Source organism: Candidatus Oscillochloris fontis (genome assembly GCF_004138135.1).
Classification (GTDB): Bacteria; Chloroflexota; Chloroflexia; order Chloroflexales; family Chloroflexaceae; genus Oscillochloris; species Oscillochloris fontis.
On the sequence record NZ_RYFD01000054.1, the window covers coordinates 1 to 23,514 of the forward strand.

Annotated in this window: 23 protein-coding genes and 1 riboswitch; of the genes, 17 read left to right on the forward strand and 6 right to left on the reverse strand. The window is 59.9% G+C overall.

The features are described from left to right. From EKD03_RS15775 to yhbY, 7 genes are all read left to right on the forward strand, one after another. Positions 1-2,919: SdrD B-like domain-containing protein (locus EKD03_RS15775; RefSeq protein WP_174842887.1), on the forward strand; the 2,919-nt coding region annotated here is incomplete at its 5' end. Between the two features lie 233 nt (positions 2,920-3,152). Beyond that, complete coding sequence (locus EKD03_RS15780) at positions 3,153-3,578, forward strand: hypothetical protein (protein ID WP_129632990.1); 426 nt, start codon at positions 3,153-3,155, stop codon at positions 3,576-3,578. Between the two features lie 85 nt (positions 3,579-3,663). Next, positions 3,664-5,118, forward strand: coding sequence for an ATP-binding response regulator (locus EKD03_RS15785; protein ID WP_129632992.1), 1,455 nt, complete (start codon positions 3,664-3,666; stop codon positions 5,116-5,118). A 60-nt stretch (positions 5,119-5,178) separates the two neighbouring features. Continuing rightward, a complete protein-coding gene (rfbD, locus tag EKD03_RS15790; RefSeq protein WP_129632994.1) occupies positions 5,179-6,018 on the forward strand; it encodes a dTDP-4-dehydrorhamnose reductase in 840 nt (279 codons plus the stop codon). Continuing rightward, the gene (locus tag EKD03_RS15795; protein ID WP_129632996.1) at positions 6,015-6,986 is read left to right on the forward strand and encodes a glycosyltransferase family 2 protein; all 972 of its coding nucleotides are present in this window, start codon (positions 6,015-6,017) and stop codon (positions 6,984-6,986) included. Before rfbD ends, EKD03_RS15795 begins: the two co-directional genes overlap by 4 nt. 6 nt (positions 6,987-6,992) lie before the next feature. Next, positions 6,993-7,742 (forward strand): dolichyl-phosphate beta-glucosyltransferase, encoded by a 750-nt coding sequence (locus EKD03_RS15800; RefSeq protein WP_129632998.1) that lies wholly within the window; start codon positions 6,993-6,995, stop codon positions 7,740-7,742. Positions 7,743-7,755: 13 nt separating this feature from the next. Next, positions 7,756-8,058, forward strand: a complete 303-nt coding sequence (yhbY, locus tag EKD03_RS15805) for a ribosome assembly RNA-binding protein YhbY (RefSeq protein ID WP_129633000.1) — start codon at positions 7,756-7,758, stop codon at positions 8,056-8,058. Positions 8,059-8,492: 434 nt separating this feature from the next. On the opposite strand, the gene EKD03_RS15815 is transcribed toward yhbY, so the two are convergent. Further along, positions 8,493-8,909, reverse strand: a complete 417-nt coding sequence (locus EKD03_RS15815; protein ID WP_129633002.1) for a hypothetical protein — start codon at positions 8,907-8,909, stop codon at positions 8,493-8,495. Positions 8,910-9,205: 296 nt separating this feature from the next. On the opposite strand from EKD03_RS15815, the gene EKD03_RS15820 reads away from it, so the two are divergent. Next, a complete protein-coding gene (locus EKD03_RS15820) occupies positions 9,206-9,904 on the forward strand; it encodes a metal-dependent transcriptional regulator (protein ID WP_129633004.1) in 699 nt (232 codons plus the stop codon). Positions 9,905-9,944: 40 nt separating this feature from the next. On the opposite strand, the gene EKD03_RS18715 is transcribed toward EKD03_RS15820, so the two are convergent. Next, positions 9,945-10,541 carry an AP2/ERF family transcription factor gene (locus tag EKD03_RS18715; RefSeq protein ID WP_202976804.1) on the reverse strand — a complete coding sequence of 199 codons (597 nt, stop codon included), beginning with the start codon at positions 10,539-10,541 and terminating at the stop codon, positions 9,945-9,947. Between the two features lie 163 nt (positions 10,542-10,704). Next, the gene (locus EKD03_RS15830) at positions 10,705-11,763 is read right to left on the reverse strand and encodes a serine hydrolase domain-containing protein (protein ID WP_129633006.1); all 1,059 of its coding nucleotides are present in this window, start codon (positions 11,761-11,763) and stop codon (positions 10,705-10,707) included. A 380-nt stretch (positions 11,764-12,143) separates the two neighbouring features. On the opposite strand from EKD03_RS15830, the gene EKD03_RS15835 reads away from it, so the two are divergent. From EKD03_RS15835 to rpoD, 3 genes are all read left to right on the forward strand, one after another. Next, complete coding sequence (locus EKD03_RS15835; protein ID WP_129633008.1) at positions 12,144-13,289, forward strand: acyl-CoA dehydrogenase; 1,146 nt, start codon at positions 12,144-12,146, stop codon at positions 13,287-13,289. 149 nt (positions 13,290-13,438) lie between these two features. Beyond that, positions 13,439-15,142 (forward strand): phosphoenolpyruvate--protein phosphotransferase, encoded by a 1,704-nt coding sequence (gene ptsP / locus EKD03_RS15840; protein ID WP_161569290.1) that lies wholly within the window; start codon positions 13,439-13,441, stop codon positions 15,140-15,142. 216 nt (positions 15,143-15,358) lie between these two features. Then, positions 15,359-16,549, forward strand: coding sequence for an RNA polymerase sigma factor RpoD (rpoD, locus tag EKD03_RS15845; RefSeq protein ID WP_129633013.1), 1,191 nt, complete (start codon positions 15,359-15,361; stop codon positions 16,547-16,549). Between the two features lie 140 nt (positions 16,550-16,689). Here the strand turns inward: rpoD and EKD03_RS15850 are convergent, their stop codons facing one another. Both EKD03_RS15850 and EKD03_RS15855 read right to left on the reverse strand, forming a co-directional pair. Continuing rightward, complete coding sequence (locus tag EKD03_RS15850) at positions 16,690-17,322, reverse strand: thiamine diphosphokinase (protein WP_129633015.1); 633 nt, start codon at positions 17,320-17,322, stop codon at positions 16,690-16,692. Positions 17,323-17,330: 8 nt separating this feature from the next. Beyond that, a complete protein-coding gene (locus tag EKD03_RS15855; protein WP_129633017.1) occupies positions 17,331-17,822 on the reverse strand; it encodes a hypothetical protein in 492 nt (163 codons plus the stop codon). Positions 17,823-18,070: 248 nt separating this feature from the next. Beyond that, positions 18,071-18,214, forward strand: a riboswitch (cobalamin riboswitch). Positions 18,215-18,348: 134 nt separating this feature from the next. Between EKD03_RS15855 and cobT the strand changes: the two genes are divergently transcribed. The 5 genes from cobT (at position 18,349) to EKD03_RS15880 (ending at position 22,121) form a co-directional block, all read left to right on the forward strand. Then, entirely contained in the window at positions 18,349-19,404 is a 1,056-nt protein-coding gene (cobT, locus tag EKD03_RS15860) for a nicotinate-nucleotide--dimethylbenzimidazole phosphoribosyltransferase (protein ID WP_129633019.1), read from the forward strand. Positions 19,405-19,408: 4 nt separating this feature from the next. Beyond that, entirely contained in the window at positions 19,409-20,158 is a 750-nt protein-coding gene (locus tag EKD03_RS15865) for an energy-coupling factor ABC transporter permease (RefSeq protein WP_129633021.1), read from the forward strand. Then, positions 20,155-20,451: an energy-coupling factor ABC transporter substrate-binding protein gene (locus tag EKD03_RS15870; protein ID WP_129633023.1), complete on the forward strand. Its 297-nt coding sequence runs from the start codon at positions 20,155-20,157 to the stop codon at positions 20,449-20,451. Before EKD03_RS15865 ends, EKD03_RS15870 begins: the two co-directional genes overlap by 4 nt. 240 nt (positions 20,452-20,691) lie before the next feature. Further along, complete coding sequence (gene cbiQ / locus EKD03_RS15875) at positions 20,692-21,462, forward strand: cobalt ECF transporter T component CbiQ (protein ID WP_129633025.1); 771 nt, start codon at positions 20,692-20,694, stop codon at positions 21,460-21,462. Next, a complete protein-coding gene (locus EKD03_RS15880) occupies positions 21,459-22,121 on the forward strand; it encodes an energy-coupling factor ABC transporter ATP-binding protein (protein WP_129633027.1) in 663 nt (220 codons plus the stop codon). The genes cbiQ and EKD03_RS15880 overlap by 4 nt, the downstream gene beginning before the upstream one ends. A gap of 65 nt (positions 22,122-22,186) precedes the next feature. Here EKD03_RS15880 and EKD03_RS15885 read toward each other — a convergent pair whose 3' ends face one another. Then, positions 22,187-22,564, reverse strand: a complete 378-nt coding sequence (locus EKD03_RS15885) for a GxxExxY protein (RefSeq protein ID WP_129633029.1) — start codon at positions 22,562-22,564, stop codon at positions 22,187-22,189. Positions 22,565-23,035: 471 nt separating this feature from the next. On the opposite strand from EKD03_RS15885, the gene EKD03_RS18865 reads away from it, so the two are divergent. After that, positions 23,036-23,514 (forward strand): hypothetical protein (locus tag EKD03_RS18865; protein ID WP_238613555.1); only part of this gene is annotated, 479 nt, incomplete at its 3' end.

A 23,514-nucleotide genomic window follows, 5' to 3' on the forward strand; every position in this document is an offset into this window, starting at 1 on the left:
ACGCTCTACAACGCCACAACCGGCGATCCGGTGGGTACGTCGCAGCCCACGGATAGTAACGGCAACTACCTCTTCACCAACCTGGCTCCGGGCGACTACTACGTGGTCTTTAGCAACCTGCCGAGCGGGTACGGGTTCAGCCCGACTGGAGCGGGGACAACGGCCACCGACAGCAACGCCAACCCAACCACCGGGCGCACCGGCACCATCAGTTTGGCGAGTGGTGCCGCGAATGACCTGACCTGGGACGCCGGGATCTACCAGTTGCTCAGCCTGGGCAATCTGGTCTGGAACGATCTGAATAACAACGGCCTTGTTGATGGCACCGAGAGTGGCATTGACGATGTGCTTGTCCAACTCTACCGCGACAGCGATAGCAGTGGCAATTACAGCGTCGGTGACGCCTGGGTGGCCACGGACACAACCAGTGGGGGTGGAATCTACCAGTTCACTGATCTGCCGCAGGGCGACTACGTGGTGGTCATTCCGGCCAGCAACTTCGCTGGCCCGCTGAACGGCTTCCTGAGCAGCACTGGCACCACCAGCCTCGTAGCGGGGCCATACGAGCCAGGACACAACCCGGAGGACAACGACGACAACGACGACAACGGAACCCTGGTGAGTGGCGACGTGGTGGCCAGCGTGGTGCAACTCCGCGCCGCTGCCGAGCCGGACATCGCTGTGGATGGTGATAACCGCAGTGGCAACCAGACGGTGGACTTCGGCTTCTTCGAACCAGCCAGCGTCGGCAACCTAGTGTGGAACGATGTCAACGGGAATGGCGTGCAGGATGGTGGCGAGACGGGCCGGGATGGCGTGGCTGTCACGCTCTACCGGAGCGACGGCACATACGTGGCGACCACCAACACCAGTGGTGGTGGGATCTACACCTTTACCAACCTGCCGCCCGGCGACTACTACGTGGAGTTCGGCTTACCGAGCGGGTACGGGTTCAGCCCGACCGGCGGCGGGACAACCGACACCGACAGCAACGCCAACCCGGCGAATGGGCGCAGCAGCACCTTCAACCTAGAGAGTGGCGAGAGCGACCTGAGTTGGGACGCCGGGATCTACCAGTTGCTCACGCTGGGCAACTTGGTCTGGAACGACAGCAATAACAACGGTAGTGTGGATGGCACCGAGAGTGGCATTGACGGTGTGGCCGTGCAACTCTACCGTGACACGGATGGTAATGGCACGGGTGACACCTACGTGACCGAACAGACCACCATCAATGGGCTGTACCAGTTCACCAACTTGCCCCAGGGTGACTACGTGGTGGTCATCCCGGCCAGCAACTTCACTGGCCCGTTGAACGGTCTCCTGAGCAGCACCGGTGCCATCAACGCAACGGCGGGGCCGAACGAGCCAGGGGCCGACCCGGAGAACAACACCGACAACGACGACAACGGCGGGTTGGTGAGTGGTAACGTGGTGACCAGTGTGGTGCGCTTACGCGCCGCTGCCGAGCCAGACAGCAGTGTGGATGGTGATGGAACCAGTGGGAACCAGACGGTGGACTTCGGCTTCTTCCTGCCCGCCAGCATCGGCAACCGGGTGTGGAACGATGTCAACGCGAATGGCGTGCAGGATGGTAGCGAGACAGGCGTGGATGGGGTGACGGTCACGCTCTACAGTAGTGACGGTACATTCGTGGATAGCACCAGCACGAGCGGGGGTGGGGACTACAGCTTCACCAACCTCGCACCGGGCGACTACTACCTCGTCTTTAGCAACCTGCCGCCGAACTACATCTTCAGCCCGGTTGGGCAGGGGACGAGTACAACCGACAGCGACGCGGATCGCAGCACGGGCCGCACCAGCACCACTAACCTCATCAGTGGTGAGAACGACACCACCTGGGATGGTGGGATCTACCTACCGGCCAGCCTGGGCAACTTCGTGTGGGATGACGCCAACGCGGACGGCATTCAGAATGACGGCGGGACGGGTGTGGGGAACGTTACTGTCCGCCTCATCCAGAACGGCAATGTGGTTGGTACTACTCAGACGGACAGCAACGGCTACTACGAGTTTGACGAACTAGGCAGAGGCGATTACCTGATCGAAATCGTGCGTCCGTTCAACCGACAGGTCAGCCCGCAGTACCAGGGCGGCAATACAGCCAACGACAACGACATTGATCGCGGCACACTACGGAGTGGGAGCGTGACACTCAATCCGGGCGACAACAACCCGGATCTGGACATCGGGTTGTACCGGCTGGCCAGCGTGGGCAACCGGGTGTGGGAGGACGTTGACAAAGACGGCATCTTCGACAGCGGGAATGAAGAGGGCGTGCGCAACATCCCGGTCTATCTCTACCGCGAGGGTGAGACGACCCCGATCCGCACTGCAACAACCGACCCGGATGGCAACTTCCGCTTCGACGAACTGGAACCGGGGAACTACTACATTCGCTTTGCCCCGCCAACGGGCTGGGTGATCAGCCGCCCTGATCAGGGTGCTGACACCTCGGACAGCGATGCTGATCCGAATAACGGCAGCACAGCGATCTTCACGCTCAACATCGGCACCGAGGACATGACCTGGTGGATGGGCATCTCGCGGCCACCGACCTCAATCAGCCTACTCGACGTTCGTGTGGAGCGGCAGAGCGAGGGCAATCTACTGCGCTGGGAGACCGGCAGCGAATTGAAGAGTGCCGGGTTTGAGATCTATCGTAGTGAAACGAACAACCGCGCCGCTGCGGTACAGGTGAGCCAGATGATCCTGGCGCGGGGCGTGAGTGGTGGTGGAGCGAGCTACGACTGGCTCGACCGCAGCGCCAATGCCGGAGTGGGCTACCACTACTGGCTGGTCGAGGTGGAGATCAACGGCAGCCGCAACGAGTACCATCTGGAGCAGCAGCCCCAGGTGCAGGAGTGGCGGATCTATCTGCCGCTGGTAGTGCGGTAGGAGTAAGGGTGAAGCAGTGCCCCTTGTGCACAAGGGGCACTGCTTCGCCCTACTTTAGCCATGCCCTACCTACCCAATGCAGGGCATGTGCAAAGTCACCTCCGGTGGGGGTGCGGGGGCGGCTGCTCCACCCCAAGGAATTTGCCCATGCCCTACCTACCCAATGACATATCAGTCAAGAAAGAACGAAGCCATGCTATAATAGATAAAATCTGTTCTCATGGAGCCATGCCATGTATGTACGCTGGATCGTCCGGCGCCATAAAAATGCCAATATCGCTGATACCAACTTTTTCGACGCATACCTTGTCGAAAGTTACCGCGATCAAAAAGGTGCGCCACGACAGCGTACCATTTGTTATTTGGGCAATATCCGACAAATTGGCGATCAATTCCCAACAATTGAGCGTGAAATTTTTCTTTTACGAGCTGAACGTATTCTTGAATCACTAGATGAATTGAGTGATAGTGATCGGCAAGAAGTCATCCATGATCTGCGTCAGCGGGTACCACCACTGAGTCACGAAGAGGTCATGTGGGCTTTTACGGAAAATCTGCGCTGGTATCGCATTTGGTGGGAAGAACATGGCGGTGGGCCAAGTGATGAAGAGTTAGTGCGGATTGTTCTCTCGGCTCGTGGGCGAGTTGGGCCAATCTGAACAAAACTAGCCTCGCGGTGCGCATAAAATATCGGTATACTGAGCATATATGCTCAAGCGTACACAATGCACCCCCTCTACGCCTATGGATCGCAGCACTATTCTGCTCATTGATGACAATCCACAGATTCATTCGATCATTGCCGATCTGTTACGTCCACTCGACTACCAGATCTTCTCGGCACTCAATGGCCAAGAAGGGCTAGATTTAGCAAACCAACATCGCCCCGATCTAGTACTCCTGGATGTGATGATGCCAGGAATGGATGGCTTTGCCGTCTGTCAGGCATTGCGGAGTGATCCGCACTTATCCAAAGTGCCAGTGATCATGATCACTGCATTGGATGATCGGGGATCACGGCTGCGCGGCTTTGAGTCAGGGGCGGACGACTTCATCGGCAAACCATTTGATACCATCGAGCTACGCGCCCGAGTAGCCACAGTACTACGCCTGAACCGTTACCGACTGCTCTTGGAGGAGCAGGAGCGTACCGCCGCCGAGAAGGCGCGTTTTGCCTGGGTAGTTGAACAATCGGATGATGGCTACCTGATCATCAACCATAGCGATGAGATCCAGTACAGTAACCAGCGGGCGCGTGAACTCTTGAGTATCGGCACCGACGAACACAGCCCCTTACTCAGTTGCATCGCACGCCAATACACCTTTGCGCCGCAACAATCCTGGGCCTCGTGGCCATTACCATTGTCAGACGGGGCACCGCGAATGCTGGTACGCCCAGAGACACGCATGTCGAGCGAGTTCTGGATTCAGGTCGATCTGGCCAGTCAGCCACCAATCAGCGATGATCGCATCGTCGTCCGGATGCGTGATGTCACGACTCAGATCACCTCACAGCGCGACATGTGGACTTTCCATGCGATGATGGCGCACAAGTTACGCACGCCGCTGGTGAGCATTCTGGGTGGATTGACCCTGATCAATGATGGGGCCGCAACCATGAACCGCGAGGGGATCGCCCATATCGCCGAAATTGCGATTGCGGGGACACGACGCCTCAAGAGTGAAATTGAAGACATCCTGCACTATCTGCAATCCTCTTCGGATCTGCAAGGCCATACCCGCATAGGTATTGGGCAGATCAAAGCACTGGTTAGCGATATTGCGCACGAGTTAGGCATCACCTCCATCGAGGTCATCGGCCATGAAGCCGAAGTTCTCCGCCACATCGCGATAAGTGAGAGCAGTATGGAGGTGGTACTGCGCGAACTGCTCGAAAATGCGCGGAAGTTTCACCCCTACCAGAAACCATATGTGCGCGTAGAGATTCTGAGTGATGGCGAGAACCTGATCAGCATCCGAGTCACGGATGATGGGGTCACCCTTTCGCCAGAGCAGATCAGTGCCGCGTGGCGACCCTACTACCAGGGTGAACGCAGCTTCACGGGCCAGATTGATGGCATGGGGCTAGGATTAGCGTTGGTAGCGCGCATTATTTATGCTGCCGGGGGCCATTGTGCGCTGAGTAATCGTAATGATGGGCCGGGGATTATGGTTGAGATCAGCCTGCCTTCCGTTTGACGCTGCTTGTACGATCTGCTACTCTTGAAATCCGGTATTGAGGGTAGCGGAGGAAGCAACGTGCGAATCGTGATCACAGGCGCACAGGGGCAACTCGGAAGTACCTTGGCTAGAATTTTGGCCGATGGGCATGAGTTGATCCTCGTAGACCGCAATGAGATAGAACTGAGTAGCCCGGCTGCAGTGGAGCAGTTGGTGGCGACCAAAGCCGAACTGATCATCCACCCAGCCGCCTATACTGATGTAGATGGTTGTGCGCGTGATCCCGAATGGGCTTATCGGGTCAATGCGATGGGTACCAAATATGTGGCGCTGGCGTGTCGGCGCTTAGGTGCGCCCATGGTCTACATCAGCACCAACGAGGTCTTTGCGGGCAACACGGGCCGCGCCTATATGGAGTATGATCAGACCGGGCCGATCAATGCGTATGGGCGTTCCAAGTTGGCGGGTGAGATGGCAGTGCGTGAGGTGCTGCGCGACTTCTATATTGTGCGTATTGCGTGGCTCTTTGGTGGGGAACGTAACTTTGTGCGCACGGTGCTGCGCTTGGCGGCCAACCCACCCGCCGGTGGATTGCGGATGGTTGATGATGAAGTGGGCAACCCCACCTACTGCCTCGATCTGGCCGCCGCGATTGTGCGCCTGATCGGGACACGCGCCTACGGTACCTACCACCTCGTCAACTCAGGGGCGTGTTCACGCCACGCCTTTGCCAGTGAGATCGTGCGGCAGGCGGGCTACCATGATCTGCCAATCACGCCGATCCAACTGGCCGATTACCCACGTGCCAGTACACCGCCGCCCTACAGCCCGCTGCTCAACATCGCAGCGAGCGATCTTGGTATCACGCTGCGCCCATGGCAAGAGGCCCTGGCTGAGTATCTGACAACGCTGGCATGATTGACGTTATCATCCCCAACTATAATGGCCGTGCGCTACTGCCAACTTGTCTCGATGCCCTCCGCGCCCAGACCCGCCGCGACTTTGTGGTGACGGTCGTGGATGATGGGAGCCAGGATGACTCGGTGGCCCTGATCGCCGAGCACTACCCAGAAGTACAGGTTATCGTCCGCGCACAGAACCAAGGTCTTGCGGCGGTGGTCAATGCGGGGATTGCGGCCACCACCGCGCCCTTTGTGGTACTGTTGAACAATGATACCGAGGCCACGCCGCACTGGCTCGATCAACTGGTGGGGGCGTTGGAACGCCAGCCACACTATGCATTCGCGGCGAGTAAACTGATGCTGTTTGATCGGCGTGATCACATCCATTCCGCAGGCGACTACTACCAGATCAATGGCGAGCCAGGTTCACGCGGGGTGTGGAAGCACGACAGTGGGCAATATGATGTGGTGAGCGAGGTATTTGGCCCATGTGCCGGGGCCGCCGCCTACCGCCGCGAAGCCTTAGCGTTGTTGGCTGAGGATGGAAAGATCTTTGATGAAGATCTGGTGATGTACTGCGAAGATGTCGATCTCAACCTGCGGGCGCGGCGAGCCGGGTTGCGCACGATCTTTGTGCCAACTGCGGTGGTTTACCATAAACTGAGCGCCACGGGAGGCGGGGCGTTGGCGAGCTACTACTGTGGGCGCAACTTCGGGTTGGTGTGGGCCAAAAATATGCCCAAGCGGCTCATCTTGCGTCACTGGTCGGACTTCATCCGTTCGCAGATCAGCTTCACTATGCAAAGCCTGCGCCACATGCGTGAACCGGCGGCGCGCGCACGACTGCGGGGGCAGTTGGCGGGGTTGCGCCAATTGCCGCGCTTCCTGGCCAAACGGCGACGGATCGTCTCACCCATGAGTGATGAGCGTTTAAGCGATGCAATTATCCGTTGGTCCCCAACTAGTGGCGAGCCGCCAAAGTGAGCATTTGTGTCTAACGAAACACCTTTTCTCTCGGTTGTTATTCCCGCCTACAATGAAGCGAGCCGCCTACCTGCGACCTTGGCTCAGGTGATGGAGTATCTCCAAGCCCAGAACTACCGCAGTGAGGTGATTGTGGTGGATGATGGGAGTAGCGATGCTACCGCCAACCTCGCCGAGCAGGTAGCGGGGGTACGGGTGTTACGGCGCGACCACCGAGGCAAAGGGTTTGCGGTACGCGCCGGGGCGTTAGCAGCGCGGGGGATGTATGTCTTGCTATGCGACGCCGACCTAGCGGTGCCGATCAGTGAATGGGAGAAGCTCTACGCGCAACTACGGGTTGGGCACGATGTGGTGATCGGTTCACGCGAGGGGTTGGGGGCCAGCCGCGAGGGCGAGCCGTGGTACCGCCATGTGATGGGGCGGGTCTTTAACCGGATCATCCAGAGCGTGGCCTTGAAGGGGATCAACGACACCCAGTGTGGCTTCAAGGCGATGAGCCGCCCGGTGGCGCACGATCTCTTCCGGCGGGTACGCATCTACGGCGACAACGCGCCGATAGTGCAGGGCGCGGCGGTGACTGCCTATGATGTGGAGTTGCTCTTTCTGGCGCGGCGGTATGGCTACCGCATCTGTGAGGTGCCGGTGCAGTGGCAGTATGGTACAGAGACCAAAGTGAATATCGTTCGCGACTCGTTGCGTAATCTACGCGATGTGCTGACCGTGCGGATGAATGATCTGCGCGGGCGCTACCATTAGAAATAGGGAACCTATGCAAGAGATTAGCAAGCGCCAGCGCAACTATCTGCGCGGGCGGGCCAACCCGCTCAAGCCGCATGTCCTTTTGGGGAAGCAGGGGCTGACCGAGCAGGTGATCGAGAAGATCGAGCGTGAACTGGACGCCCACGAGTTGATCAAGGTGCGCTTCTTGGAGTATAAGGAGGAGCGCAAGGAGTTGACCGCGACGATAGTGGAGAGTACTGGGGCGGCGCTGGTGAGCCTGATCGGCCATGTGGCGACGCTCTACCGCGAGCAGAGCGACCCGGAGCGGCGGGTGATCAACCTGCCGTTGTAGGGGGTGAGGGTTTAACCGCAGAGGACGGGGAGGGACGCAGAGGATCTAGGACAAGATGCCCTGCATCCCTCCCCGTCCTCTGCGGTTAGCGTAACTGTTCACACTTCTCCTAGCCTCCAGGTTTTGACGCAAAGGCACAAAGCCTGCAACAACCCTTTGCGTCTTCGCGCCTTTGCGTCAACACGAGGTTTCTTTTACCCCAAGTGTGAACAGTTACTTATCATATTGAGCATTATTCACGCCAGGAGCATAGCCAATGGCTGCGCCAAGAAGCGATTGGTCTTGAGTCACGGATTATTATCGGCTCGATTGCATGCTCGCTGGCGCTTGAAGATGTCTACGAGAAGGTGGTTATGGGGCTAGGGGGGTGAATCCCGGTAGAGACGGCCCGGCGGGCCGTCTCTACCAAGTTCGCGACGCAACATGTTGCGTCGCTACGCCGGCAAATCCGCAATCTTCTGGCGCACCTGTTGGGCGAGGCGTTGGAGTTCGCGATTGACGACAAACTGCCACTCTTCGGCCTCTTTATCCTCTAGGGCACCGCCGCCATAGCGCAGTTCCATGGCCAAATTCCAGCCACGCCGTTCGGCGAAGCGCTGCAACTCCGCACAGCGGCTGGGCGGCCAGCGCCGCTTGATAAACTGCTGGAAGGCCAGTTCCATGCGGCGCGAACCATCGGGGTTGAGCGAGGGCAGAGCGAACCAAGGCTCATCATCGTTGGAATCGGGGTCTGAAACACGCGAAAAGTAGATCGCCTTGTTGGGGATGGAATAGCGCCATTCGCCATCGCCATCATAATTGGCGGGGTTATTGGCAATTGCGCCGGTGAGCATACGATCAGTAATGGTCATCGTCAACACCTCAATCTACGTCGGTGCGAACGGGCTTCTTGACGATGTAGGATAGCATGCCGCTAGGGCTACGTCAAAGGAAACCATACGTCGCCGGGGTTCCCCGATTCATCCCGTAGGGGCGAAGCATCGCCCACCCAGACAATCCGCATGCCCCAGGTTCCATACGAGGCGATGCTTCGCCCCTACAAGGCATATTGATCCCCCCCCTTTGCAGCCACCCCACGAGTATGGTACATTTGCCACAGGCAGGCGCGCAGCAATGGCGCATGTACGTCTGAGAAGGAGGCGGGGCTGTGGTGCGATCCGACGAGCAGAACCAGAATAGCCGGATCACCCCGGCGATTGAAGATTACCTGAAGTCGATCTACACACTCCAGCAGCAAGGTGGGGTGGTTACGACCTCAATGCTGGGTGATCTACGCGGCTTTAAGCCCGGTTCCGTCACTGGTATGATCAAGAAACTTGCCGAGATGGCGCTGGTGCAGCATACCCCCTACCAGGGCGTGCAGCTCACTCCAGAGGGTGAACGGATCGCGCTGGAGGTGATCCGCCACCATCGGCTACTCGAACTCTACCTCGTGGAGGCGCTGGGCTATAGTTGGGATGAGGTCCACGAAGAGGCGGAGCGGCTGGAGCACCACATCAGCGAGAAGCTGGAGGCGCGAATTGCGGCGCATCTCGGTAATCCCGATGTTGACCCGCATGGCGACCCGATCCCGACGGTAGAGGGGCGCTTGCCGGTGAGTGCTAATCTGCGGCTGGCCGATCTGGCAGTAGGGGATTGGGCGCGCATTACGCGAGTGCGCGACCAGAGTGCTGAACGGCTGCGTTACCTCGCCAATCTGGGGATTACGCCTGGTAAGCGCATCCAGATCGCCGAGAGTGCGCCATTTGATGGGCCGATCTCGTTGCAGATTGGCACCGAGATCTATCCGCTTGACCGACGTCTGGCGCGCACGATTGAGGTAGCACGAGTGGGGGAAGGGGAGTAGAGACGCAAGATATTGCGTCTCTACGTAACGCATCCCCCCGTTAATCGCGGGAATCCGCCATGGCGCGTTGACGCGCCGCAATGGCGAGGGCTTTGGCGCGTTTGGCCCCGTGCTTCTCGATGGAGTAGGTAGTGCGCCCGCGCTTGCCGTTGACCGACCATGTGGCCTCGTAGACCTCGCGCCCGCCGCGCATGCGGCGATGGATGCCGGTGTTGGCGGGTGGTGGGGCGCCGGGGCGTGGCTTGCCGAGTTCTTTGGTCATTTGGTCGCGCCACTCGATGGCGGCAGCCAATGCCGAGAGCCGGTCACCGTAGACACTATCGCTAAAGAGCTTACTGCGGGCTTCGCCCTTCCAACGCACACGCACAAAATAGCCCTGGGACTTGGCATAGTCCATGCGGGTAATGTTGACGTAGCGGGTGGATTTGATCTTACGGGCAGCAGTGGCAGTTGAAACCGATGAAGATGGCGATGCGGGCGCTGACACGGGCGGCAGGGCCACCTCGCGCAGTGGAAGATCGGACAGGGGTGGGGCTAGGTTCTCTGGAAGTTGGGCCGCAGCCTCACGGACGAGTGATTCCCATTGAGCGTCATCGTTTGGGTTCAAACCACGACGCCGGTGTTGTACTGATTTCATATACCCTTAGCTCAGATCGTGGAGCGGAATTGTCGTTTTTAAGGATACCACAAAGTCGGGTAACTGTTCACACGCCCCCTAGCATCCTGATTTTGACGCAAAGACGCCTTGGCGTCAACATGAGGTTGCTGTTTTCCCCAAGCATGAACCGTCACAAAGTCGGCTACGCGCCACCTACCACGGTGGCGCCCAACTGGGTGGCATGGCGCAGCAGCCAGCCATTCGCGGCGGTGCGCGTCCCGATGATGGCGTAACTGATCTGGGTGGCGGGATCATACCAAGCTAGTGCGCCGGAGGCTCCGGCATGGCCGAAGGAGTGGGGGGCGACGGTACTGGGTGCCCAGTGGGGCTGTTTGTCGCCGCGCAGTTCGGGGCCGAGGCCCCAAGGGCAATCGGTGTACCAGAGCGGGGTGAAGGAACCCCCGGCGAGGCCGGGAGTCTGGTTTTGCAGGGCTTCATGGCGCAGCGTGGCTGAGAGAAAGCGCGCTGGGTGGCCCGCGAAGGCACGCACGAGGGCCAGAGCGCCGCCAACCGTGGTGAGTAAGCCAGCCCAGGGCAGCGCCAGCGAGCGGTAGAAGGCCGAATTGAAGGGGGTGAGTCCAGGGGGGTTATTCCCGCGCACATCGGCAATGAGAGCCGGTGGGCGGGGAAGTTCGTGACCCAGGTAGCCCTCAATACCGAGCGGATTGAGCACCAGATCCTGAAGCGCGATGGGGAAGGGAAGGCCGCTCGTCATCTCCACCACCAACGCGGCGAGGCCATAGCCCAGGTTGCCGTATTGCACAACACTCGCCGGAGCCGCCACGGGGGGTTCGGCGAGACATGCCGCCGCGAGCTTGGGCCAGGTCAGGCCGAGTTGGTAGGGTGCCCAGGCGGGGCGGATATCCACCGGCAAGCCAGCGCTATGGCTGAGCATGCGGCGCAGCGTGACGCCAGGACGAGCAGCAGCGGCGGTGGGCAGGTACTCGGCAAGGTCGGCGTCGAGATCGAGCGCCCCTAGATCCACCAGCCGCAAGACCGCCAACGCGGTGGCGAGTTTCGTCAGCGAGGCGACCGCAACAAGTGAGGTTACTTCGAGAGCCACCCCAGCGGCATCACTCCCCAACACGAATGTCTGGGCGGGTGATTCGGCATGAGCCACTGCGAGGAGCAAGCCGGACATGTTCGCGGCGGAACGGCAAGCCTCGGCAGCGGTGGTAAGAGTTGGGGTGTCAGGGAGCATACACACCTACGATACTATGTCGTCTTCACTATTAAAGATAGTCTAACATTTTTTAGCCCCTCGTAGGGATGAGGTTTGGTGATGCGGTTAGCCGCATCACCAAACCAACAAGTTTCGCGGGGTCTGCGGCCCTAATCACCAAGGCATGTGCAAAGTCCTTGGGGCTGCACCCCAAGCCCCATTTTTTGTGGTGTTTTGGCGGCTTCGCCGCCAAAACACCACAAAAAATTCTGCGGGGGCGGCGCAGCCGCCCCCGCACCCCCACCGGAGGTGACTTTGCACATGCCCTAATCACCTGTTTTGCCGCGCCACCGAAGAGGCTGTGCTATACTGGCAACGTCAAATAGCGACATCGAGATCATGCATTCCTGGAGGCAACGATGCACTTTGGGTTGACCGACGAGCAGGCGATGATTCGCCAGACGGTACGCGAGTTTGCTGAGCGTGAAATTGCACCGCTGGCACGGCATGTGGATGAGAGTGGGGAATTTCCGGCTGAGACCTTCCGCAAGATGGCGGCTCTAGACCTGATGGGGCTACCCTTCCCCGAAGAGTGGGGCGGGGCCGGGGCGGATGCGATCAGCACGGCGATTGCGATTGAAGAGGTTGCCCGTTGCTGTGGCTCGACGGCGATTGCCTATTCGGCACATATTGGGCTGGGGAGTGCGCCGATTGCCATGTTTGGCAATGATGAGCAGAAGGAGCGCTTCCTCAAGCCAGCGGCACAGGGTAAGCACATGGCCGCCTTTGGCCTAACCGAGCCGCACGCCGGATCGGATGCCGGGGCGACCCGTACCACGGCAGTGCTGGAGGGTGATGAGTGGGTGATCAACGGCAGCAAAATGTGGATCACCAATGCACCAGTTGCTGGGCATGTGATCGTCACCGCCGTCACCGACAAGGATAAGGGCAAGAAGGGCATCAGCGCGATCATCATTCCGGGCGGAACGCCGGGCATGACCTTCGGCAAGCCGGAGGAGAAGATGGGGTTGCGCGGCTCGGTGACAACGTCGATCCAGCTTGACAATGTGCGTGTGCCCCAGGAAAATCTGCTGGGTGCGCGTGGCAAGGGCTTTATTCAGTTCCTCCAGGTGCTGGATGGTGGGCGCGTCGGCATCGGGGCGATGTCGGTCGGTATGGCCCAAGGAGCCTACGAGGCCGCCGTGAAGTATGCCCGTGAACGCGAAGCCTTTGGTCTACCAATTGGGAAGCACCAGTCGGTGGCGAACATGATCGCCGACATGGAAGTTGCGGTCAGTGCATCGCGGCTGCTGGTCTACCAAGCGGCATGGCTGAAGCAACTCGGCAAGCCCTACACCCGTGAAGCGGCGGTGGCCAAGCTCTACGCCTCGGAAGCGTCGGAGAAGGTCTGTCGCGACGCGATTCAGATTATGGGTGGCTATGGCTACAGCCAGGAATTCCCGGTGGAGCGCATGTACCGTGACACGCGCCTGCTCACGATTGGTGAGGGCACCTCGGAGATCCTGCGCAATGTGATCGCGCATGGCGTGTTGGAGTTGCGGTAGAGAACATGTAGGGGCGCGTCGCGACGCGCCCCCCGTGTCCCCAAGCCATGCATCGGCGCGATCATCACGCCAGAGGGCGCGTCGCGACGCGCCCCTACGCAATGCCTATGCGGCAGAGCTTCCGAGAAACTTATGCTGAGGGGAGTTCTATGCCAACCAGCCATCTCCTGTCTGGCCTTGCCGCAGCACCGGGTATTGTGATTGGTCCGGCGCTGATCTTCGATCCAAGCGTGACGATGGATCTCTCGGTGGCCGAGCCACCAGAGAAGGCGGTAGCGCGGCTTGATGCGGCGATTGCCAAGGTAGACGAAGTGATCGCGGCCCACGAGATGCAACTACGCGAGGATGGGCGGTTCGAGGAAGCCGAGATCTTCGAGGCGCATCGCATGCTGCTGGTTGATCCGAGTCTGCGCGAGCGAGCGGTCAATCTGATCCACAAAGGTGCGCAGAGTGCCGCCCGCGCCATCCGGATTGCGGGCGAGGAACAGGCGGCTGAGTTGGTCGAGTTGGACGATGTCTACCTGAGTGCGCGGGCCGCCGACATCCGTGATGTGGTGGATCAGGTACAACGCCACCTGACTGGAGCCAAGAGCCTCGTGGAGTGCCTCAGTACCCCCTCGGTGGTGGTAGCGCGCCACCTGGGGCCATCGGATCTGATGAGTGTGCCGCGTGCAATGCTGCTCGGTTTCGCCCTGGCTGAAGGTGGTGTCACGACTCACAGTACGATCCTGGCGCGTGCGCTGAGCATCCCCTCGGTGGTTGGCTTGGGCGATTCGATCCTCAGCCTGCGCGATGGGACACTGCTGGGACTCGACGGTGCCGCCGGAGAACTGCACATCGAGCCAGATGCGAACGAACTCAAGCGCCTACGCAACGCCCGTGAGAGCCAGGATGCCTATACCTTTGCGCTGCGGGCCGAGGTGGGATTGCCCACAATAACCCAGGATGGCAAGGCGGTACTGCTCCTCGCCAACGCCTCCACCGTCGCCGAGGTACAAGAAGCCCTCGCGTGGGGTGCGGCAGGGCTGGGTCTGTTGCGTACCGAACTGTTGTTTATGGATCGCCCAGATCTGCCGAGTGAAGCGGAACAACTCGCGCTCTACCAGGCGGTCGGGGCAGTCATGCCGGGGTTGCCGATCACAGTCCGCACCTTGGATGTAGGGGGCGACAAATATCTGGAAGCCTTCCCGATGCCACAAGAGGAGAACCCCTTCTTGGGCTGGCGCGGCGTGCGGATTGGCCTCAGTCGGCCAGAGTTGCTGATCACCCAGATGCGGGCGTTGTTGCGCGCTGGAGCGACCGCCGACATTCGGATCATGATCCCGATGGTGACGACGATAGATGAGGTGCGCCAAGCGCGGGCCTTGCTCCAGCAGGCGATGGCCGAACTAGCAGCCGAAGGGCTAACGCACCATCCCAACCCACAACTTGGAGTGATGATCGAAGTTCCGGCGGCGGCGTTGAATGCAGAGGCATTGGCGCGTGAAGCCGACTTCTTCAGTTTGGGAACCAATGACCTGACTCAATATACGTTAGCGTGTGACCGTGGGAATAGCCGGATTGCCACGCTCTACCAACCACTCGATCCAGCCATTCTGCGCCTGATTCGCATGACCTGTGATGCCGCACATCGTCACGGGCGGATGGTGGCGGTATGTGGGGAATTGGGTGGCGATCCACAGGCGACTCCGCTCTTACTTGGGTTGGGGGTGGATGAACTGAGTTGCGGCCCGAATAGCCTGCCCCTGGTACGCACCGCAATTCGGGCCACCGAGAGCCATGCAGCCCACGAACTAGCCCAGCGCGCCTTGACATGTGCCAATGCGTCTGAGGTTCAGGCACTGCTAACTTGAAGCCCTGATCTCCGTAGGTGTGCTACAATATACGCTATATCTATGAGCGCGATATCGGTCGGGTTGTTCGTTCTTTCTCCAGAAAGCCTAGGATCGCTGCGTCTCTGGATGTTTCATCATCGCTGGTACTTGTTCAGTATGGATCAATGAACAACGACCCCGTCGTCCCGTGATCGCTTCTGCCCAGCACCGCCTCGCCCGCTCAAGGATAACGCTATGCCTCAGACCCAACCTGATACTGTGCGCACCCCGGCTACGCCCCCGACCGATGTTCAAGGACTGATCGCGCTTGGGCGCCAACGTGGGTTTGTGACATTTGAAGAGATACAGGCACTGGTACCAAACCCAGAGGAGGCGATTGATGCAATTGACACACTCTATGCAACACTCGCCGAAGCGAGCATCCCAGTGCGCGATAGTGCCGATGATGCAACTCTGGAAGAGGATGTGATTGGTGCGGTAACGATTGATCTGGACGAGGGACTTTCTGATGCACTGCTGGGAGATAGCGTGCGGCTCTACCTGCGCGAGATCGGGCAGGTGCCGCTGCTGACCGCTGAGCAAGAGAAGCGCCTGGCCCAGATGATCGAGCGCGGTCAGAAGGCGCAGGTGCGGATCAAGGAGATTGATCCGGCTGGCCCGGAAGCGATGCACCTGCGACGGCAGATTGATCAGGGTAATGAGGCGCGCCAGCAGATGGCCGCCGCAAACTTGCGCTTGGTGGTGAGTATTGCCAAACGCTACCGCGACCGGGGTCTGCCGCTGCTTGACCTGATTCAGGAGGGTAGCCTGGGGTTGTTGCGGGCAATTGAGAAGTTTGACCACGACAAGGGCTTTAAGTTCTCGACCTACGCAACCTGGTGGATCAAGCAGGCGCTTTCGCGGGCCTTGGCCGACCAGAGCCGTCTGGTGCGCTTGCCTGTCCATCTTGGTGAGACGCTCAATCGCATCCAGGCGGCACGGCGTCAACTTACCCAGAAGCTCGGTCGTGACCCCTACGATAGTGAGTTGGCCGACGAACTGAGCATGAGCCAGGAGAAGCTACGTGAGCTGCGCCGCACCGCGCAAGACCCGGTCTCGCTGGCGACGCCGGTGGGAGAAGAGGCGGATAGTACCTTGGCCGACTTCATCCCCGACCCGCACGCACTGGATGCGGATGATGCGGCGGCGAGTGGGATGCTGCGCCAGCAGATCGCGACCGCGCTGGATCAGTTGACTGAGCGCGAGCGTAAGGTGTTGGAACTGCGCTATGGGCTGACGGATGGCCAGCCGCGCACGCTCGAAGAGGTGGGTAAAGCCTTCGGTGTGACCCGTGAGCGGGTGCGTCAGATCGAGGTTAAGGCGTTGCGTAAGCTGCGCCACCCTCGGTTGGGTAAGTTGCTGAAGGATTATTTGGATCAGATTTAGGGCTATCGCCCTAAATCCCCCGGTTGGGGCTGAAGCCCCAGACTCTCTTTTTTCGCATACGTTGGCGGCTTCGCCGCCAACGTATGCGAAAAAAAGTTCTTCGGGGGAGGCTGCGCCGCCCCCGAACCCCCGCCGGGAGGCTAGACACTCACCACTACGAGCAACATCCCCTCCCCAATCGTCACCTGGGCGGGTAGGCTGGTGATCTGATTGCTGATGCCGCGTGAGCGTTCAAAATAGAGCGTGGCAGCATCCAGGGGGTAGCGTAGCCCCTGGGTGGTGATGCCGTGTACCGCGCCAGCCAGCGGAATGAGCGAGACGGTGGCACCGATCTGGGCGGGGATGCTGGCACTATCGCGCATCAGAAAGGCGACCTGGTGCAGATCCACGAGGCGCACATGGTGGCCGATCAGTTCGGGGAGCGCCAGCATGGCCACGTTGGCCAAGCCCTGATCCCAACGCCCGCCAATCGCACCCAGGATGTCAATCTGATCGGCACCGCGTGCCACGGCGGCGAGCAGCGCCAACTCCAGGTCGGTCTCGTCCTTTTCGGCGCGGAAGCGCTGCACCTCGACACCGCGTGCCTGAAAGTGGGCCAGCGCGGCGGGATCGAGCGAGTCGAGATCGCCAATGACAAGATGGGGCAGGATGTTGGCGGCAAAGAGCGCATTGCCACCGCCATCGGCAGCGATGATCAGATCAGCGGCGGCGAGCATGGGCGCATGGGGTGCGGCGCTAAAGTCGGGGGCGTTGGCAATAATGATCGCGTACATACTTCTTCTTATGTCAAACTATGCCCCGCCAACCCCGCGCCCCAGATCTCATCGGGGGGCTGGGCATCCTCAGCGGGATGGAAGAGATCGGCCACATCGTGAGCGCGGCGCAGTTGGCCGATGGTAGTGTTGATAAAGCTGACCCGGCGCAGCCGACGGGCTGGGATGGGTAGGGGCAGCGTCGCCAGCGGGCCGATGTCAATCTGGTAGTAGCGCTCCTCGGCACGCGGATGCTGGGGTTCAGCGGGCAATAGCTCGCGGCGCAGGGCGATGCGGTAGCGCAGCACCGGGGCGTAGTAGCGGATTGTCCAGCGCTCCGCGCCGAAGATGGCGGGTTGGTAGAAGGCCAGGTACTCAGCGGCAAAGTGGCTGGGTAGCCGCGCCAATGGAACGCGGTACCAACCCGCCTCGCGGGCCAGTTCGAGGTCGCGCTGATGGGGCAGGATCGCCACGAGTACCCGTTCGGTGGCCTCAAGTTCCCAGATGTCGTGTACCATCATAGCAGATCCTTGGGTGGAGAGGGTAGGGGCGAAGCATCGCCCGCCAATATCGTTCGTGTTCCCCAGGCTCCATGGTGGGCGATGCTTCGCCCCTACTCACATATACCGTTGCCTCGTCCGCGAAGGATACGCAACTCCTACCAGGATGAGTAACAACAAAACAACCTTTTGTTAATACATCACAACGCCTAACGGATGGAAATTCGGGTATGGTGATAATGTTTGCCAATCATGGCGCGTGTACTTCAAAAACTGCATATCGTTGAGGTACCCCGATGCCCGGATGCTAGGGGAGAAAGGTGGAAGCTGGTGAGAGTCCAGCGCTGTGCCGCAACTGTAACCACTCCGATGAGGGTGGAAGCCAGGATGCCTACCTCGACGTTGTTGTTCGATCCTTCTCGCGACAAGGAGGTAGAGCGTGACCGTGCGCCGGTACTCATCTAGGTTGAATGCTGGCAATCATCAGTCAGCCTGCCCCCACCGTGATTGGTTGGGGTTTTTTTGTGCCCAATAATGTGGAGGTTCTATGAGTCTACTCGTTGATGCCATTGGCCGGATCGCGCCGTTGGATGCCGGAGTTATGCAGGCGGCGCGTACACGCCAGGACATGCTGACCAAGCCGCAGGGGTCGTTGGGGCGGCTCGAAGCGCTCTCGATCCAGATCGCCGGGATCACAGGGCAGGTGCGACCGCAACTGAAGCAGCCGGCGGTGGTGGTGATGGCGGGCGATCATGGGGTGGCGGCACAGGGGGTGAGCGCCTTCCCGCCCGAAGTGACGCCGCAAATGGTGCTGAACTTCCTGTATGGTGGCGCGGGCATCAATGTGTTGGCGCGCCACGTCGGGGCGCGGGTGGTGATTGTTGATGTGGGTGTGGCCTCCGAGGTACCCGCACATCCCGATCTGGTGGTGCGTAAGGTGGCGCTGGGCACCCGCGACTTTAGCCTCGAACCGGCAATGACCCGCGAGCAGGCGCAGCAGGCGGTGGAGGTGGGGATTGCGGTGGCGGTAGAGGCGATTGATGCCGGGGCCGATATTCTGGCCACCGGCGATATGGGGATCGCCAATACGACCGCGTCGAGTGCGATTGTGGCGGCGGTGAGTGGCATGTCGGTGGCTGAGGTGACGGGGCGCGGCACCGGGGTGGATGATGCGGGGCTGGCGCATAAGGTGGCGGTGATTGAGCAGGCATTGAAGCTGCATAGCCCCAACCCGGCTGATGGGCTGGATCTGCTCTCCAAGGTGGGCGGGTTGGAGATCGCCGGGTTGGCTGGGGTGATCATCGGGGCGGCCAGCCGCCGGGTGCCGGTGGTGATTGACGGCTTCATTTCGGGGGCTGCCGCCCTTATTGCTGCCGCCCTCGCACCTGAGTCCAAGGCGTATATGATCGCTGGGCATCGCTCGGTAGAACGTGGCCACCAGGCGGTCTTTGGTAGCCTCGATCTGGAGCCGGTCTTCGACCTGAACCTGCGGCTAGGTGAGGGGACGGGCGCAGTGCTGGCGATCTCGATCTGTCAGGCGGCGTGCAAGATCCTGGATGAGATGGCGACCTTCGGTGAGGCGGGGGTGTCGGGGAAGGAGTAGCGCGATGACCCGACGTTCTAGGCTTGCGATCATTGCGGCGGGGGTGCTGCTTCTCCTTGTAGGAGAGGCGCGCCCGGCTTATGCGATGCACATCATGGAGGGCTTCTTGCCGCCGGTCTGGGCGATCTTCTGGTTTTTGGTGGCGCTACCCTTCTGGATCTATGGGCTGCGGCGCATCAACCGGCTGGTGACGGAGCAGCCAGAGACGCGCATGCTGCTCGGCTTAGCCGGGGCGTTCGCCTTTGTGCTGAGTGCGCTGAAGATCCCTAGTGTCAGCGGGTCGAGCAGCCACCCCACCGGCACCGGCCTGGGGGCGATCCTGTTTGGCCCGGCGGTGATGAGTGTTATGGGGACTATCGTGCTGCTCTTCCAGGCGCTGCTGCTGGCCCATGGTGGCCTGACCACGCTGGGGGCGAATGCGGTCAGTATGGCGATTGTGGGGCCGTTGGTGGCCTGGGGCATCTGGCGCGGGCTGAAGGAGCGCTTGCCGAGTGCCTGGGTGATCTTCCTGGCGGCGGCGCTGGCCGATCTCTCCACCTATGTGGTCACGTCCATCCAATTGGCGCTGGCCTTCCCCGACCCGGTGGGCGGTGTGGTGGTGGCGCTGCTCAAGTTCGGGGGCATCTTTGCGATCACCCAGATCCCGCTGGCGATCAGCGAGGGCATTCTGACGGTGCTGGTCTTCAATGCGTTGCAGAGCAATGCGCTGCCAGAACTGAAGCAGGTTGGGTTTTTCAAAGGGGGTGCGCAATGAAGCGCCAGATCTTTGGTTGGAAGACCAGCCTACTGCTGCTGGGTGTGGTGGTCGCACTGGCGATCATCCCGTTGCTGATCGTGCCAGACTCGGAGTTTGGCGGGGCGGATGGGGCTGCCGAGGAGATGATCGTGCAGATCGCGCCCGGCTATGAGCCGTGGTTTCGTCCGTTGGTGGAGCCGCCCGGTGGGGAGACCGAGAGTCTGTTGTTTGCGTTGCAGGCAGCGCTGGGTGCGGGGCTGATCGGCTACTTCTTTGGTTTGAAGCGTGGGCAGCGCCCGCCGGGTATGTGAGCATTCATACGTCTGCGAGAACCAAGATTTTGACGCAAAGACGCAGAGGCGCAAAGCCTGCAACAAAACCTTTGCGTCCTTGCGCCTTTGCGTCAATACGAGATTTCTTTTACCCCAAGTGTGAATAGTTACTGGACAACCACAACTTGACCTTTGCGTCTTCGCGCCTTTGCGTCAAACAGATGCTCCGTTTAGGAATAGGCAATCCGTCTATGTCCATCATGAACAACAGTTACAGTCATGCAGGTTATTGACCGATACGCCTATGCAAATGCGATCCGGCAGGTTGATCCGGCGCAGAAGGGGGGGCTGGCACTTGTGGCGTTGCTGCTCTGTCTGTTGCTGGATCACCCGTTGGTGAGCGGGTTGAGTATTGGCTGGATGCTGGGGTTGGCGGTGGGGTGGGCGCGGCTACCGGGGCGGGTGGTGGTGCAGGCGCTGGTGGCACAGGCACTCTTTCTGCTGGCCTCGACGCTCAGTGTGGCGCTGAGTCTGAGTTGGGGGGGTGTGGCTCCACGTGGCTGGGCGGTGCAGATCGGGAGCCTATGGCTGAGTAGTAGCCCGGCGGCGTTGCAGCACGCGCTGGTGTTGGTGGCGCGGGCCTTGGGGAGTGCGGCGGCGCTCAACTTTCTCATTCTGACGACGCCGTTGGTGGATCTGATCGATCTGTTGCGCCGCCTGCGCACGCCGGAGGTGCTGATCGATCTGATGACGCTGACCTACCGGGCGATCTTTGTGCTGCTTGAAAGTCTGGAGCGGATGCGTGTTGCCCAGGAAGCACGGCTGGGGTATTGCAATCCACACCGGGCCATGCAGAGCAGTGCGCTGTTGATCAGTCAACTCTTTATTGAGAGTTACCGGCGTAGCCAGCGCCTTCAGGAGAGTTTGGAGAGTCGCGGGTTTCAGGGAACATTGCGTGTGTTGCCCAACACCTACCGCCATGATGTGTGGGCGTGGCGTTTAGGCGCGGTGATGGTGGCGAGTCTGGTGCTGGCGAGGCTAACCCGATGACGATCTTGGTCGAGTGGGAGGATCTGGTCTACCACTACCCCGGTGGTGTGGTGGCGCTAGACGGGGCCAGCCTGCAATTGGCGGCGGGCCAGCGCATGGTGCTGCTGGGGCGGAATGGGTCGGGCAAGAGTACGCTGCTGCGCCACGCCAATGGGTTGCTGCGTCCGCAGCGCGGCCGGGTGCGGGTAGCGGGGCAGCCACTCGACTATGCGCGGGCGGGGTTGAATGTGGTGCGGCGGCAGGTGGGGTTGGTGTTTCAGAACCCAGATGACCAGCTTTTTAGTGCCAGTGTGGCGCAGGATATCAGTTTCGGGCCGATGAATCTGGGCTTGGATTTGGATGAGGTGCGGGCGCGGGTGGCTGAGGCGGCGCAGATGTGTGATGTGGGTGATCTGTTGGAGCGCCCGACACATGCGTTGAGTATGGGGCAGAAGGCGCGGGTGGCGTTGGCGGGGGTGCTGGCGATGCGTCCGCTGGCGTTGTTGGCGGATGAGGTGTTGGCGGGGCTTGATCCGTGGGCGTATGAGCAGGTGGTGGCGATCTTTGATCGGTTGGTGGCGCAGGGTGGGGCGGTGTTGCTGGCGACGCATGATCTGCGTTTGGCGGAGCGTTGGGCGGATGTGGTGGCGGTGATGGAGCAGGGGCGGGTGCGGGTGTGATGGGGGAGGTGTTTAGCTATGGGTATTTCACCGCAGAGGACACAGAGGTGCGCAGAGGATTATTTCTATATGTTATTCACCATACGCTTGATACCGTCTTTGAGGTGTACAACATGGAAGTTGATGAGCAGACCAAGTTTGCAACCACTGAGTTTCAGGTAGGACAGTAACTGGGCTTCGTGGATTGGTAGAACCTTGGAGACTGCTTTCAGTTCTACAATCACAGTCTCCTCAACGAACAAATCTAATCGGTAGCCAGCATCAATTTGAATTCCATCATAGGTAATAGGAAGAGTGACCTGGGTAGATAGCTTGAGTCCACGCTTACGTAGTTCGTGGGCCAAGCAGACTTCGTAGGCACTTTCGAGTAGGCCAGGGCCGAGGATAGTATGAACCTTCATCGCGGCATCAACAATCTGTCCACTGATCTGATTAATTTGCATAAGTTTTTCTTTCACCGCAGAGAGCATTGGGAGATACAGAATAGTACCTATTATATCCTTGTTTGGGAGAATGTTTTTAACCACAGAGGTTCATATTTAACCGCAGAGGACACAGAGGTACGCAGAGGGGTTCCTAGATTAGATCCTCTGCGTCCCTCTCCGTCCTCTGCGGTAGATCATTCGGTGGGTATTTTCACCGCAGAGGACGCCGAGGTGCGCAGAGGGGTTTTCTTTGCCGATCCTCTGCGTCCCTCTCCGTCCTCTGCGGTAGATCATTCGGTGGGTATTTTCACCGCTGAGGACACAGAGGGACGCAGAGGGGTTCCTAGATTAGATCCTCTGCGTCCCTCTCCGTCCTCTGCGGTAGATCATTCGGTGGGTATTTTCACCGCTGAGGACACAGAGGGACGCAGAGGGGTTCCTAGATTAGATCCTCTGCGTCCCTCTCCGTCCTCTGCGGTAGATCATTCGGTGGGTATTTTCACCGCAGAGGACGCCGAGGTGCGCAGAGGAGTTTTCTTTGCCGATCCTCTGCGTCCCTCTCCGTCCTCTGCGGTAGATCATTCGGTGGGTATTTTCACCGCTGAGGACACAGAGGGACGCAGAGGAGTTTTCTTTGCCGATCCTCTGCGTCCCTCTCCGTCCTCTGCGGTAGATCATTCGGTGGGTATTTTCACCGCTGAGGACGCCGAGGTGCGCAGAGGAGTTTTCTTTGCCGATCCTCTGCGTCCCTCTCCGTCCTCTGCGGTAGATCATTCGGTGGGTATTTTCACCGCTGAGGACACAGAGGGACGCAGAGGGGTTTTCTTTGCCGATCCTCTGCGTCCCTCTCCGTCCTCTGCGGTAGATCATTCGGTGGGTATTTTCACCGCTGAGGACGCCGAGGTGCGCAGAGGGGTTTTCTTTGCCGATCCTCTGCGTCCCTCTCCGTCCTCTGCGGTAGATCATTC